The sequence below is a fragment of the Amycolatopsis sp. NPDC054798 genome (assembly GCF_053611505.1).
In genome coordinates this window covers 1-13,034 of record NZ_JBSHAM010000153.1, presented here as the reverse complement: position 1 = coordinate 13,034, position 13,034 = coordinate 1, and the positions used below count along the sequence as shown (strand labels likewise).

Below are 13,034 nucleotides of genomic sequence, written 5' to 3'. Positions count from 1 at the left end.
GTGAGATCCATGCCACGCAAAGTAGCGGCGACCACCGACAAAAACCCAGCTAAGGCCGTTGAGCTGCGAAAACGCTTAGCTCGAAGCCCCGACGAGAGCACTGTCAGCGACCGTGGGCGAAGCAGCCTGCACAGTCCCGCGCAGCAGCCACACCACGAAAGCCAGCACGACACCAGCCACCCCGGCGGCCAAGAACGCGGCAGCCGTCCCGGAGTGTTCAACCAGGTAGCCGCTCACCGACTGGCCGGCCGCGAGCCCCAGCGTGACCGCCGTGAGGACCCAGCCGAACGCCTCAGCAGCGGTACCGCGCGGGGCGACGACCTCGATCGCGGCGGAGTGGGTCGTCGACTGGGGCGTGATCATCGCTCCGGCCAGCAGCATCAGCAGGGCCAGTGCCCACAAGCTCGACGGAAGGGCAAGCAGGGCAACGAAAGCGCCGAACCCGCCCAGCAGAACCGGCAGGCGCAGGCCGAGCCGTCGCGGCCACGGGTGCAGGCTGTAGGCCACGCCGAACGCCACCGAACTCAACGACCAGGCGGACAAGAGCAGACCGCTGAGCGAAGGGTGTCCGGATTCCGTCGCGGCGGCAGGCACCGCGACCTCCACGAAGCCGATCACCACGCCGAAACCGAGCGCTGCCAACGCGAGCGTCCGCATTCCGGGGCTGGCCAGCGCGCCGAGCAGCGGAGTCTTGGCCTTCGGAGCCGGACCCCACGCGCGCACGGTCGGGTTCAGCGCGAACAGCACCGCGCCGGTGACCATGGTGATCGACCCGGCGACCATGCCGGTGCCCGCCCACGGCGCGGTGATCAGCAGGCCCGCGATGCCGGGGCCGAGGATGAAAAAGACCTCCATGCTGATCGCCTCATAGGACAGCGCGGCGTTGCGCGCCGGTCCTTCCGGCAGGATTTTCGTCCACAGCGCCCGTGACGCGGAGCCGACCATCGGTTCCGCGAGCCCGGTGGCCGCGGCCAGCGGGATCAGCACGAACGTCGGCAGATGCGCCTCGATCGCGATCGCGAGCGAGGCCATCGACAGCGCGAACACGGCGGCGACGATCAGCAGTGGACGGCTCGGTCCGAACCGGTCGATCAGCCTGCCCTGCACGACCGCACCCACCGAGACCCCGGCGAGCGAACTCGCCGAGACCAGCCCCGCCGCGGCGAACGAACCGGTTTCGCGCTGCACGTACAGCAGCGCGGAAATGCCGATCATCGCGATCGGGAGCCGGGCCAGGATCGACGCGATCACCGGGCCGCGGGAGCCGGGTGCGGTCAGCGCGGCGCGGTAGTCGGCGAGCGTGGTGCGGCCTTCGGAATGGGCAGACTGGGACACGCGTACTAGTATGGCGAAATTGGTACGGAGGTACCAGTAATTTCCTGGTCATCTTGGTCACGCCCGATCGGCGCAGTCAGTACGCTCGCGCGATGCGGCTGATGTTCTCCTCCGGAGCTGGTTACAGCCATCTCGCGCCGATGCTGCCGCTCGCGCAGGCGGCCCAGGCCGCTGGGGACGACGTCGCGTTCGTGACCGGCCCGGAAGCCATGCGGTACTTGGACAACACCGGCCTGCAAGCCGTGTCGGTGGGACAGCCGAGCGACCCCGCCGCCGCGTCCTCGATGTGGCAACGCGCCCGCGAGGAGATGGCCGGGATGACCGCGGACGAGCGGCTCTCCCACCTGGTCGCCGAGTACATGGTCGGCCTCGGCGCGGCCGCGCGGCTCGACGACATGGTCGAGTTCGTCCGCGACTGGCAGCCGGATCTCGTCGTCGCCAACCTCGCTGAACGCGCGGCCGTGATGGCTGCGTGCCTGGCCGGCGTGCCGTACGTGATGCACGCGATCGGCCCGCCGAAGTCCGCCGCGACGATGGAGCGGGCCTGGGCAGTCGCCGACAGCCTGGTCCGCCAGCGGGGCCTAGACGGATTGCCGCCGCGCGACGCCGTGCCGTACCTGGACTTCTGGCCGGAGGGACTTAGCCCAGCGGACGTCGAGTGGGAGTACCCGACGCGCTGGCCGCTTCAGCCCGCTGGCGCGGTGCCAACGCCTGGTCCGCGCCCAGCGGTGCTAGACGGGTTGCCGTACGACCGGACCGTCTACGTCACCCTCGGCACCACCCACAACGCGCGGCCCGGCGTGCTGGAAGGGATGCTCGCCGCGCTGCGCGACGAGCCGGTGAACGTCGTCGCGACGATCGGCCAGGACGGCGACATCGGCCGGTTCGGCGAACAACCGGACCACGTGCGGATCGAACAGTTCGTGCCGCAGACGCAGCTGCTGCCCGCGGTGGACGCGGTGGTCTGTCATGGCGGTTCAGCGACTGTGCTCGGTGCGCTCGCGCACGGCGTGCCGCTAGTGATTTCGCCGTTGGCGTCTGATCATTTCGAGGTCGCCGCGCAGGTCCACGCTGCGGAAGCCGGACTGTCGGTCGACGCCGGAGACGGCATTCTCGACGCGGTCCGGACGGTGCTCGCCGACCGGACCTGCCGGGAGTCCGCCGCGATCTTCGCCGCCCGAATCGCCGAGCAGCCCGCCCCGGCGGCGGTGGTGGCGCGGTTGCATGACCAAGAGGTCTCGATCCGGTAACACCAGCTGGATTCTGCGTGAACTAGTGCAACGAAGACGCGGTCTTGGCGTCCTTGAGGGTGAATGGCCTTGAATTCATGAGTTTTGGCCGTGATGGTTGAACGACAGCCCATTGCGGGCTGGACAGCACTGCAGCACCCAGCTCCCTCCGGCATATGGGTCGGGGCCTGGTCCGGAGGGCGGGGAGCGCGGGTCGTCGGGGGATGATCCGTGCGCAGGCGAGGAGCCGGTGCGCCACGTCGGGGGTGGCGCCCGGCTCCTTGTCATTTTCCTGGCCGGGACGGCCAAACCAGGCGACGACACGAGGCGGCGGGGGAATGCCGCTCTTGTGGGGGATAGTCCGGTACGAACGCACGAAGGCCACCCCCGGTAGGAGGTTGCCTTCGAAAAACCCTCGCGGATTAACCCACTCGGGGGAAGATCAGCGGGCGCGGCGAGCGAGCCGCTCCGGGTCGAGGATGAGCACGCTCTTGCCCTCGAGCCGCAGCCAGCCGCGGTGGGCGAAGTCGGCCAGCGCCTTGTTGACGGTCTCGCGGGACGCGCCGACGTACTGGGCGATCTCTTCCTGCGTCAGGTCGTGGGTGACCCGCAGCAGGCCCGCCTCCTGGCTGCCGAAGCGCTGCGCCAGCTGCAGCAGCGCACGGGCCACGCGGCCAGGGACGTCGGTGAAGATCAGCTCCGCGACCATGTTGTTCGTGCGGCGCAGGCGGCGCGCGACGACGCGCAGCAGCTGCTCGGCGATCTCCGGGCGGGTGGCGATCCACTGCCGCAGCGCCGGGCGGTCCATGGTGACCGCGCGGACCTCGGTGACCGTCGTGGCGCCGGACGTGCGCGGGCCGGGGTCGAAGATGGACAGTTCGCCGAACATGTCGGACGGACCGGCGATCCACAGCAGGTTCTCGCGGCCGTCCGGGGACTTGCGGCCGATCTTCACCTTGCCGGACTGGATGATGTACAGCCGGTCGCCCGGCTCGCCCTCGTTGAAGATGACATGGCCGCGGGGGAACTCCACGGATTCCAAGGTCTGGGCCAGCGCCTCCGCCGCTGCCGGCTCCACACCCTGGAAAATGCCCGCACGGGCCAGGGTTTCGTCCACCTCGGGTGCCTCCTCGTCGAGAAACGATCACTTCCTTCGCAGGTCGAAGGCCGTGTCGCCGATCACTTTCGCGTCAGTCTAGGGCGTGTCGGGCAGATCGCTCGTCGGCTCGCCGCGCCCGGCGCGGCTGCCTGGAACGATCACGTCCGACTGAGCAGCCTAACTCCGCACTTTGCGCGCGCGTAGCCTGGCTGCCCGTCCGCCGAGCCGGCGCAGCCGGAACAGCTCGAGCGCGCGGCCGATCCCGTGCCCGTAGAGCGCCCTGACCTCGTTGGGCTGGGCCTGCTCCAGGAACTCCTCGACCTCGTTCTCCTGCACCGCGACGTGCTTGAGCCTGCTCTCGACCCGCTCCATGAACAACGCGAAGAACATGATCACCAGCGGGACCAAGATCACGAACCACACGGTCATGCCACAGCTCCGCTGTTGTCGGTGACGCACTCGGTCATGGAACTCCAGATCCTCGCTCAGGGCGGACGCGCGGCCCGCAGAGGTGGTGCTCTGGCGGCTCGGCCGTCCACCGGCGGATGCTCCCGACCGGCTCGTCCGACTCGCCCGTAGGCTATCGGGGTGCCCCCTGTTGTCCCGAACGGGCCCCGCGCGGACCGCGAAGAAAGCCGGCTCGCCCTCGTGAGACGCGCCCGGCGGATGAAACGTTGCCTCGACAAGGTTTATCCGGACGCGAAAGCCGAGCTGGACTTCACGAATCCGCTGGAACTGCTGGTCGCGGTGGTGTTGTCGGCGCAGACCACGGACGTGCGGGTGAACCTGGTCACGCCCGCTTTGTTCGCGAAGTACCGCACCGCCGCCGATTACGCCGGGGCCGAGCGCGCCGAACTCGAGGAATACCTGCGCACGACCGGGTTTTTCCGGGCCAAGGCAAATTCGCTGATGGGTCTCGGCGCGGCGCTCGTGGAGCGCTACGACGGCGAGGTGCCGAAGAAGCTGGAAGACCTCGTCACGCTGCCCGGCGTCGGCCGCAAGACCGCGAATGTCGTGCTCGGCAACGCTTTCGACGTGCCGGGAATCACAGTGGACACTCACTTCGGCCGTCTCGTGCGGCGCTGGGGCTGGACCGCGGAAGAGGATCCGGTCAAGGTCGAGCACGCGGTCGGCGAGCTGATCCCGCGGAAAGAGTGGACCATGTTGTCCCACCGCGTGATTTTCCACGGCCGCCGCGTGTGCCACGCGCGGAAACCGGCCTGCGGCGCGTGCCCGCTGCGCAAGGACTGCCCGTCGTTCGGCACCGGGCCCACCGAGTTCGAGGTGGCCGCGAAGCTCGTCAAAGGCCCAGAGCGGGACCACATTCTCGAGCTGGCGGCGCGCGGGTGACTGCGGTCACCAAATGGGCGCTCGGGGTCGCGGTGCTGGCGGTGGCCGCGCTGGTCGCGGTGCTCACGCTTCGCGGCGGTGACGCGACCTCCGCGCCTCCCGCGTCCGGCGACCTCACTGCCGCGCGAGCGGCCGCGAAACTCCAGGCCTGCCCGCCTGCTTCGGCGAAGGAGGCCGGCCAGCTGGCCGGGATCAAGGCGGATTGCCTCGGCGACGGGTCCCGGGTGGACGTCGGCAAGGTCCTCGGCGGCGGTCCGGTGCTGGTCAACGTCTGGGCGTCGTGGTGCCAGCCGTGCCGCACCGAATTGCCGGTGCTGCAGCGCTACGCCGCTGAGCCGGGCGCGGTGCGCGTGGTCGGCGTGCAGGTCGCGAGCCCGGCCGCGGACGGGCTCGGCCTGTTCGAGCGGCTCGGCGTGCACCTGCCGTCGCTGTATGACGGCGACGGCCAGACCGGGCCGATCCGCACCGCGCTCAAGGTGCCCTCGTCGTTGCCCGCGTCGTACCTGGTCACCGCCGACGGCCAGGTCCGGTTCATCGCGAACCCGCGGTTGTTCGACAACACTGACCAGGTGCGCGCTGCTGTGAAGGACTACTCATGACCACCGGACCGCTCGTCGAACCCGAAGCCGTGCCGGAATGGCTGCGGCCGCTGGTGAAGGTGTCCGGCGAGGTCGACAGCCGCACGTTCACCCGGTTCAGCCCGCCGGACGACCTCCTTACCCGCGCCGCCGCGGTGCTGATCCTGTTCGGCGAACGCCCTGGCGGAGACGGTCCGGACGTCCTGCTGCAGCGGCGCGCGGACACGCTCGGCTCGCACGCAGGGCAGGTCTCGTTCCCCGGCGGCGGCGCGGAGGACGGCGACGACGGCCCGGTCGGCACGGCATTGCGCGAGGCCGAGGAGGAGACCGGCGTCGACCCGTCGGGGATCCTGCCGGTCGCGGTGCTGCCGGAGCTGTTCGTGCCGGTGTCGAGGTTCGCGGTCACGCCGGTGCTGGCGCACTGGCACACCCCGTCGCCGGTGCGCGCGGTCGATCCGGCCGAGACAGCGGCCGTCGCGCGGGTCTCGCTGGCCGACCTCGCCGACCCCGCGAACCGGTTCACCGTGCGCCGCGGCGACGCGTCGTGGCGGGGGCCGGCCTTCACTGTCGACGGCCTGTTCGTGTGGGGCTTTACCGCTGGTTTGCTGTCCGTGCTGCTCTCGCTCGGCGGCTGGGAACGGGCGTGGGACACCGGCGATGTCCGCGAGCTTGACGTAGCGTGGGCCGAACATCAGGGCCGGTTGGCGGCCCGGGACGGCAGTATCGAGGAGTGACGGCGCGGTGAACTGGGTCGATGTCGTCGTCCTTCTGCTCGCGGTCATGGCGGCGGTTTCCGGCGCTTTCCAGGGAGTGATCGTCGCGCTGCCCGCGCTCGTGGGCGTCGCGCTGGGCGCGGTGGCCGGGGTGAAGCTGGCGCCGTTCGTGATCAGCCTTTTCGACAGTCCGGTCGCGAAGGTCGCTTTCGCGGTCGCTGTGGTCGTGTTCCTGATCGTGCTCGGCGAAACGCTCGGGGTGTGGGCCGGGCGGAAGCTGCGGCAGAAGATCAATCCGGACAAGCTTTCCGGCATCGACAAAACGCTCGGCGCGATCCTGCAGGCGGCCGCGGTGTTCGTGGTCGCCTGGCTGGTCGCGAATCCGCTGACGACGGTGTCTTCGATTCCCGGGCTGGCCAAGTCGATCAACTCTTCGGCGGTGCTCGGCAAGGTCAACGACCTGATGCCGGCCGAGGCGCAAGGGCTGCCCAGCGATTTGCGGAAACTGCTTGACGCGTCTGGGTTTCCGTCTGTGCTTTCGCCGTTCGAGAAGGCGCCTTCGGTGGATACGCCGCCGCCGGATACTTCGCTCAATGTGTCCGCGGTGGCCAAGCGGGTGCATCCGAGTGTGGTGAAGATTCGCGGGAACGCGCCGTCTTGTTCGCGGGCGCTTGAGGGCAGTGGGTTTGTGGTTGCGCCGCAGCGGGTTATGACGAACGCGCATGTGGTGGCGGGGACTGAAGAGGTCGGGATCGAGTCGACTTCGGGGGATTATCGGGCTCGGGTGGTGTATTTCAATCCGGAGGTCGACGTGGCGGTGTTGGCGGTGCCTGGGTTGAGGGCGCCGGTGTTGCCGTTTGCTGCGCAGACTGCTCGGGCTGGGGATAACGCGGTGGTGTTGGGGTATCCGTTGGATGGGCCGTATACGGCTACGCCTGCTCGGGTTCGGGGGCGGATCAATTTGCGGGGGCCGGATATTTACGACGCCAATACTGTGCAGCGGGATGTGTTCACTGTTCGGGGGACGGTGCGGAGCGGGAATTCCGGGGGGCCGATGATTACTCCGGAGGGGGAGGTGATCGGGGTGGTTTTCGGGGCTGCGGTGGAGGATCCGGAGACTGGGTTCACGTTGACCGCGGATCAGGTTCGGGCGGAGGTCGAGGCCGCTCCGGCGCAGACTGCTCGGGTGGGGACTGGGGCTTGCGCTAATTGAGTCTGCTTCGGCTCGTCGCCTGGCGGCGACATTGCGCCCCGGTTGGCGTGGGGCACCCCGAAGCCCAGTGTGCTGACGGTTCGGCTTCGTATCGGGGTGCAGGGCGGGGGCTGGCTGCCTGGGTGTTTTGGGGTTTGATGGTGGGCGTTTAAAGAGTGGGGCTTGCGCCCCGAGGGGTGTGGGGTGGGACGTTGGTGTGGGATTAGCGGATGAAGTCCACAACGGACTTGGTTACTCGGTCTGGGTCTTCTAGGTGGGGGAAGTGGCCGATGCCTGGCCAGATGCGGGGTTCGCTGTGCGGGCCTGCCCAGTGCACTGACGACAGGGCGGTTTCCGGGAGGATGCAGGTGTCGTCCGCGCCGTGCAGTTGCAGTACGGGGGCGATGACGCGGGCGTTGACTGCGTCGGTGAAGCGTTTGCCTTCGCCGCGGAATTGGGCGCGGAAGGCCCAGCGGTAGTACTCCAGCGCGGAGTGTGCGACGCCGGGGACGAGCATTGCCTGGCGGAATGGCGGGATCGTCTCGGTGAAGTCCGGGGAGGACCGCCAGGTCTCGCCGGACCATTTGGCGAACAGTTCTTCCACCGCGGCCGCGTTGTCGCGGACCAGCCATTTCTCCGGGGCCATCGGGACCTGGAAGCGGAAGAGGTGGCCGACGGCTCGGATCTGGCCTCGCGCGCGTTTCACCGCTGCCTTGAACGCGAGCGGGTGCGCGGCACCGATCGCGGTCACTGACGACACGAGACGAGGGTGCAGGGCGGCGACTGTCCAGGCGAGCATGCCGCCCCAGGCGTGCCCGACCAGATGTGCCCGCCGGGCGCCTAGTGCCTTGATCAGGCCGCCGACGTCGCCGGCCAGGGTCCACGCGTCGTAGCCGCGCGGAGGTTTGTCAGAGTCGCCGTAGCCGCGCAGATCTACCGCCACCGCGCGGAAACCGGCGTCGGCCAGTGCGGGCAGCTGGTGCCGCCAGGTCCACCAGAACCCGGCGAACCCGTGCAGGAGCAGCACTAACGGACCCTCGCCGCACTCGGCGACGTGCAGGCGGATGCCGTTGGCCGAGACGTCGCGATGCGTCCACGGCCCGTCGACCCGCACGCTCGACGGGTCCGGCGTCAGCTCCACCACCGCGCGAGGGCTGGCGTCAGCCCTGCGTCGAGGGCAGGTCGTCGTCTTCGGCCGGCTTGCGCTTGAACGCCTCGGCCGTCTCCTTGACGCTGGTGATGGTGCGTTCCGGCGCGCGCAGCTTCTTCACCTTGCGCCAGCCGAGGAACGCGGTCGCGCCCACGGTGACCAGCATCAGGCCGAACACCGTCGCGAACGCGGGCCAGCGGATGCCCCACCAGTCCGACAGACCCTCGGCGATCAGCAGGAACAGGAAGAAGGTGCTGTACAGAAAGACGGTGAGGGCGATCAGGAAGAAGACCGTCCCCTTGAGCGCCTTCTTCGCTTCCTGCGCCAGCTCGGCTTTCGCCAGCTCGATTTCGGCACGGACCAGCGTCGACAGGTGCTGGGTGGCGTCGCCGACAAGCTTGCCGATGGACTGCTCGCTCGCCGCGGCTTCCTCGTCGCTGGACAGGGGCAGGTACGGCACGGCCCCCACGCCGTCGGGGCTGGTGCGCTCGTGTTTGGGGCTGCTCACTGGGTCATCGTGCCACGTGGCCGTTCCCCGGGCGCGACGGACCGGCGGGAGTGTCGGGATCAACCCGCCTTCGCGTGCACTCGGCTGCGCCGCAAGAGCAGCACGGCCGCCGTCAGCGAGGCGATCGCCGAGGCGATCAAGACGGCCGCCTTGGCCACTTCAGCCGAGTCGCCGGGCAGTGCGAGTTCGGCGATCAGCAGGCTGACGGTGAATCCGACCCCGCCGAGCACGGACAGCGCGGCCACGTCTCGCCAGCTCATTCCGCTGGGCTTTTCCGCCACGTGCAGCTTCACTGCCAGCAGGCTCGCGCCGAAGATGCCGACGAACTTCCCGGCGACCAGTCCGATGAGGACAGCCAGCGGCAAAGCAGTGGTGAACACCGTCGACAGCGCGTCGCTGTTCACCGAAATCCCCGCGGCGAACAAGGCGAACACCGGCACCGCCACCGCCGCTGACCACGGCTGCAGCCGGTGTTCGAGCCGGACCGCGGGCGCTTCTTCCTCGCCCTCGTCCTCGCGGACGCGAGTGAGCAGCCCGAGCGCGACACCGGCGATCGTCGCGTGGATGCCCGCCGAGTGCACCGCGACCCAGGTGATCAGTGCGAGCGGTACGTACAGCCACGGCGTGCGGACGCGTTTGTGCTGCAGGAAGGCGTAAAGGCCGAGCGCGACCACCGCGACCGCCGCCGCGACCAGGTTGAAACTGCTGGTGAAGAGGATCGCGATGACGAGAATCGCGCCAAGGTCGTCCACCACGGCAAGGGAAAGCAGGAACACCCGCGCGCTGCTGGGCAGGTTCGAAGCGGTCAGCGCGAGCACGCCGAGCGCGAACGCGATGTCCGTGGCCACCGGGATCGCCCACGCCCGGTCGGCCTCCGGCGTGCCCCACGCGATCGAGAGCGCGACCACCGCGGGCACGACCATCCCGCCGACCGCGGCGATCACCGGCAGGACCGCTTGACGCCACCGGGACAGCTCGCCGACCACCAGTTCTCGCTTGAGTTCCAGTCCGGCGACGAAGAAGAACAGCGCGAGCAGGCCGTCCTTCGCCCAGTCGCCCAGGGTGAGGTTGAGGTGCAGGAACTCCGGGCCGAGCCGGAAGTCGCGCAGCGCCTCGTAAGCGGGGGCGAGCGGCGAGTTGGCCCAGATCAGGGCGACCGCGGTGGCGGCGAGCAGGATCAGCCCGCCAGTCGTTTCCGTGCGCAGGAAACGGGCGAATTCGGCGACGGCGCGGGCTGGGGTCACGAACAACTCCTTGTGGGGACGGCGGATCTCCCGCCGACCAGACTTCCCGGCACACCGATGTCCAGTTTACCGTCCGCAGTCGCCGATTACCGGCCGTTGTGACGAATGGCAACCCACGACTGCCCGATGACGCTCGCATCCCCGGAGGTGTCGCGCAAACGCAGGTCAGCCGGTCGCGACGGCCAAGTTGTCTAGTCCATACTGACGCCGGTTTTTCGTTCACCTGTTCGCCTTCTAGCATGCGAGGAGAGAACGACAATGATGTTGGATACAGGGACGAGGCAGTAGTGAGCACCCCTATCGACGCCCAGGCCGACACCAGATTCTTCGGGCACCCGAGGGGGTTGGCGAACCTCTTCGGCGTGGAGATGTGGGAGCGCTTCTCCTTCTACGGGATGCAGGGCATCCTCGCCATCTACCTCTACTATCAGGCCGACAAGGGCGGTCTGGGGATCGACCAGAGCGCCGCGCTCGGCATCGTCGGCGCGTACGGCGGCACGGTCTACCTCGCCACGGTCGTGGGCGCGTGGATCGCCGACCGGCTGCTCGGCTCTGAACGCACGCTGTTCTACAGCGCCGTCGTGGTGATGATCGGGCACATCGCGCTCGCTGTGCTGCCTGGCCTGACCGGCGTCGGCGTCGGTCTCGCGTGCGTCGCGCTCGGATCCGGCGGGCTCAAGGGCAACGCGACCTCGGTGGTCGGCACGCTGTACGCCGAGGGCGACGAGCGGCGCGACGCCGGTTTCACGATTTTCTACATGGGCGTCAACCTCGGCGGGTTCATCGGCCCGCTGCTGACCGGGCTCGCCCAGCAGAACCTCGGGTTCCACTTCGGCTTCGGCCTCGCCGCGATCGGCATGGCGCTCGGGCTGATCCAGTACACGATCGGGCGGAAGAACCTGGGCGCGAAGGCGTCCGAGGTGCCGAACCCGCTGCCCTCCTCGCAGCGCGCGCTCGTGATCGGCGTCGCCGTGGTGATCATCGCCGCGGTCGTCGCGCTGATCATGTCCGGCGTGGTCACCCCGGACAACCTCGCCGACGTCGTGGTCTACGTGGTCGTCGCGATCTCGGTGGTGTACTTCCTGGCGATCCTGACCAGCAAGAAGATCACCTCCGACGAGCGCAGCCGGGTGCTGTCGTTCATCCCGATGTACATCGCGAGCGCCGCGTTCTTCTCGCTGTACCAGCAGCAGGCGACGGTCGTCTCGGTCTACAGCGACCAGCGGCTCGACCGCGACCTGTTCGGCTGGACGATGCCGGTGTCCTGGGTCAACTCGATCAACCCGGTGTTCATCATCGTGATCGCCCCGATCATGGCGGCGGTCTGGACGAAACTCGGTCCGAAGCAGCCGTCGACGCCGATGAAGTTCGTACTCGGCACCGTGCTCATGGGCTTGGCGTTCCTGCTGTTCCTCCCGATGGCGCACACCGGCCAGAACGGCAGCCCGCTGCTCGCGCTGGCCGGCATCCTGCTGGTGTTCACCATCGCCGAGCTGATGCTGTCGCCGGTCGGGCTTTCGTTGTCGACGAAGCTCGCGCCGGAAGCGTTCCGGACGCAGATGGTGGCGCTGAACTTCCTGTCGGTGTCACTGGGCACGGCGTTGTCGGGCAAGCTCGCGCAGTCCTACGACCCGCACGACGAGGTGCCGTACTTCAGCATCATCGGCGGGGTCGCGGTCGCGATCGGCTTGCTGCTGTTCGCGCTCATCCCGGTGATCCGCCGCCTGATGCGCGGCGTGCACTAGCCGACGGTGGTGCCGAAAGCCACCCCGACGAAGTAAGTGACGAGCATGGTGAGGGCGCCGACGCCGACGTTGCGGACGATCGCGCGCCCCACCTGCGCGTTGCCGAGCCTCGCGCTCACGACTCCGGTGAGCGTGAGGCCGACGACCACCGCCAGCGCGCACGCCCACACCCGGATGCCGACCGACGTCCAGGCGATCGCCAGCAACGGCAGCAGCGCGCCGACGGAGAACGCCAGCAGCGACGCCCACGCCGCCTGCCACGGGCTGGTCAGGTTGTCCGGGTCGATGCCGAGTTCGGCTTCCGCGTGCGCCTGCAGCGGGTCCTTTTCGGTCAGCTCGCGCGCGACCTGCTTTGCCAGCTCCGGCGAGAGGCCCTTGTCCTCGTAGATCTGCGCGAGTTCGCGTTCCTCGGCCTCCGGCATCGTTTTCAGTTCGTGCTTCTCGAGCCGCAGCAGCGCGCGTTCGGTGTCGCGCTGGGTGCTCACGCTCACGTATTCCCCGCCCGCCATGGAAAACGCGCCCGCGACGAGCCCGGCAATTCCCGCGGTGAGGATCGTGGTGCTGTCGGTGGTGGCTCCCGCGACACCGACGACGATGCCCGCCACGGACACGATCCCGTCGTTCGCGCCGAGAACCCCGGCGCGCAACCAGTTCAGCTTGCCGCCGAGGTCCTCGTGCGGTTCGTGCGCGTGCACCGCGTCGCCCATCGTTTCGGTCACGCCTTCAGTGAATCACGGAAATTGTTTCCGCGCGACATTTTCCCGAAGTGCTGGAATTCGGTTAAGAAAGGCAATCCTCATTGAATTGTGCCTTGCCTGAGAAGGTCCGTGAGGGGAACCCTGAGGGAATCAGATTCCCTCAGGGTTCCCCTCACGGACCTGGTCAGGGAGC

Annotated in this window: 13 protein-coding genes; 6 read left to right on the top strand and 7 right to left on the bottom strand. The window is 68.7% G+C overall.

Features of this window, described 5'->3' with window-relative positions; translation table 11 throughout:
* Window positions 1-75: 75 nt before the first annotated feature.
* Window positions 76-1,335, bottom strand: coding sequence for an MFS transporter (locus ACWGIC_RS42615; protein ID WP_452081635.1), 1,260 nt, complete (start codon window positions 1,333-1,335; stop codon window positions 76-78).
* A gap of 92 nt (window positions 1,336-1,427) precedes the next feature.
* Between ACWGIC_RS42615 and ACWGIC_RS42610 the strand changes: the two genes are divergently transcribed.
* Window positions 1,428-2,585: a glycosyltransferase gene (locus ACWGIC_RS42610; protein ID WP_452081634.1), complete on the top strand. Its 1,158-nt coding sequence runs from the start codon at window positions 1,428-1,430 to the stop codon at window positions 2,583-2,585.
* Window positions 2,586-3,006: 421 nt separating this feature from the next.
* Here the strand turns inward: ACWGIC_RS42610 and ACWGIC_RS42605 are convergent, their stop codons facing one another.
* On the bottom strand, window positions 3,007-3,681 hold the full coding sequence (locus ACWGIC_RS42605; protein ID WP_009084463.1) for a Crp/Fnr family transcriptional regulator: 675 nt from the start codon (window positions 3,679-3,681) through the stop codon (window positions 3,007-3,009).
* A gap of 159 nt (window positions 3,682-3,840) precedes the next feature.
* Window positions 3,841-4,092, bottom strand: coding sequence for a hypothetical protein (locus tag ACWGIC_RS42600; RefSeq protein ID WP_037369289.1), 252 nt, complete (start codon window positions 4,090-4,092; stop codon window positions 3,841-3,843).
* A gap of 237 nt (window positions 4,093-4,329) precedes the next feature.
* Between ACWGIC_RS42600 and nth the strand changes: the two genes are divergently transcribed.
* From nth to ACWGIC_RS42580, 4 genes are read left to right on the top strand one after another with little or no spacing between them, the layout of a single operon-like run.
* Window positions 4,330-5,013 carry an endonuclease III gene (gene nth / locus ACWGIC_RS42595; protein WP_452081637.1) on the top strand — a complete coding sequence of 228 codons (684 nt, stop codon included), beginning with the start codon at window positions 4,330-4,332 and terminating at the stop codon, window positions 5,011-5,013.
* On the top strand, window positions 5,010-5,612 hold the full coding sequence (locus ACWGIC_RS42590) for a TlpA family protein disulfide reductase (protein WP_452081633.1): 603 nt from the start codon (window positions 5,010-5,012) through the stop codon (window positions 5,610-5,612). The genes nth and ACWGIC_RS42590 overlap by 4 nt, the downstream gene beginning before the upstream one ends.
* Window positions 5,609-6,325 carry an NUDIX hydrolase gene (locus ACWGIC_RS42585; RefSeq protein ID WP_452081632.1) on the top strand — a complete coding sequence of 239 codons (717 nt, stop codon included), beginning with the start codon at window positions 5,609-5,611 and terminating at the stop codon, window positions 6,323-6,325. Before ACWGIC_RS42590 ends, ACWGIC_RS42585 begins: the two co-directional genes overlap by 4 nt.
* A gap of 7 nt (window positions 6,326-6,332) precedes the next feature.
* A complete protein-coding gene (locus ACWGIC_RS42580) occupies window positions 6,333-7,517 on the top strand; it encodes a MarP family serine protease (RefSeq protein ID WP_452081631.1) in 1,185 nt (394 codons plus the stop codon).
* Between the two features lie 202 nt (window positions 7,518-7,719).
* Here the strand turns inward: ACWGIC_RS42580 and ACWGIC_RS42575 are convergent, their stop codons facing one another.
* The 3 genes from ACWGIC_RS42575 to nhaA are packed head-to-tail and all read right to left on the bottom strand — an operon-like array spanning window position 7,720 to window position 10,398.
* On the bottom strand, window positions 7,720-8,637 hold the full coding sequence (locus ACWGIC_RS42575) for an alpha/beta fold hydrolase (protein ID WP_452081636.1): 918 nt from the start codon (window positions 8,635-8,637) through the stop codon (window positions 7,720-7,722).
* Between the two features lie 19 nt (window positions 8,638-8,656).
* A complete protein-coding gene (locus tag ACWGIC_RS42570; protein WP_452081630.1) occupies window positions 8,657-9,154 on the bottom strand; it encodes a phage holin family protein in 498 nt (165 codons plus the stop codon).
* 59 nt (window positions 9,155-9,213) lie between these two features.
* Window positions 9,214-10,398, bottom strand: coding sequence for a Na+/H+ antiporter NhaA (gene nhaA, locus ACWGIC_RS42565; protein ID WP_452081629.1), 1,185 nt, complete (start codon window positions 10,396-10,398; stop codon window positions 9,214-9,216).
* 287 nt (window positions 10,399-10,685) lie between these two features.
* Here nhaA and ACWGIC_RS42560 point away from each other — a divergent pair, with 287 nt between their 5' ends.
* On the top strand, window positions 10,686-12,143 hold the full coding sequence (locus tag ACWGIC_RS42560) for a peptide MFS transporter (protein ID WP_452081628.1): 1,458 nt from the start codon (window positions 10,686-10,688) through the stop codon (window positions 12,141-12,143).
* On the opposite strand, the gene ACWGIC_RS42555 is transcribed toward ACWGIC_RS42560, so the two are convergent.
* Window positions 12,140-12,862, bottom strand: coding sequence for a VIT1/CCC1 transporter family protein (locus tag ACWGIC_RS42555; RefSeq protein WP_452081627.1), 723 nt, complete (start codon window positions 12,860-12,862; stop codon window positions 12,140-12,142). The two genes, ACWGIC_RS42560 and ACWGIC_RS42555, sit on opposite strands and share 4 nt — an antisense overlap.
* Window positions 12,863-13,034: the final 172 nt, after the last annotated feature.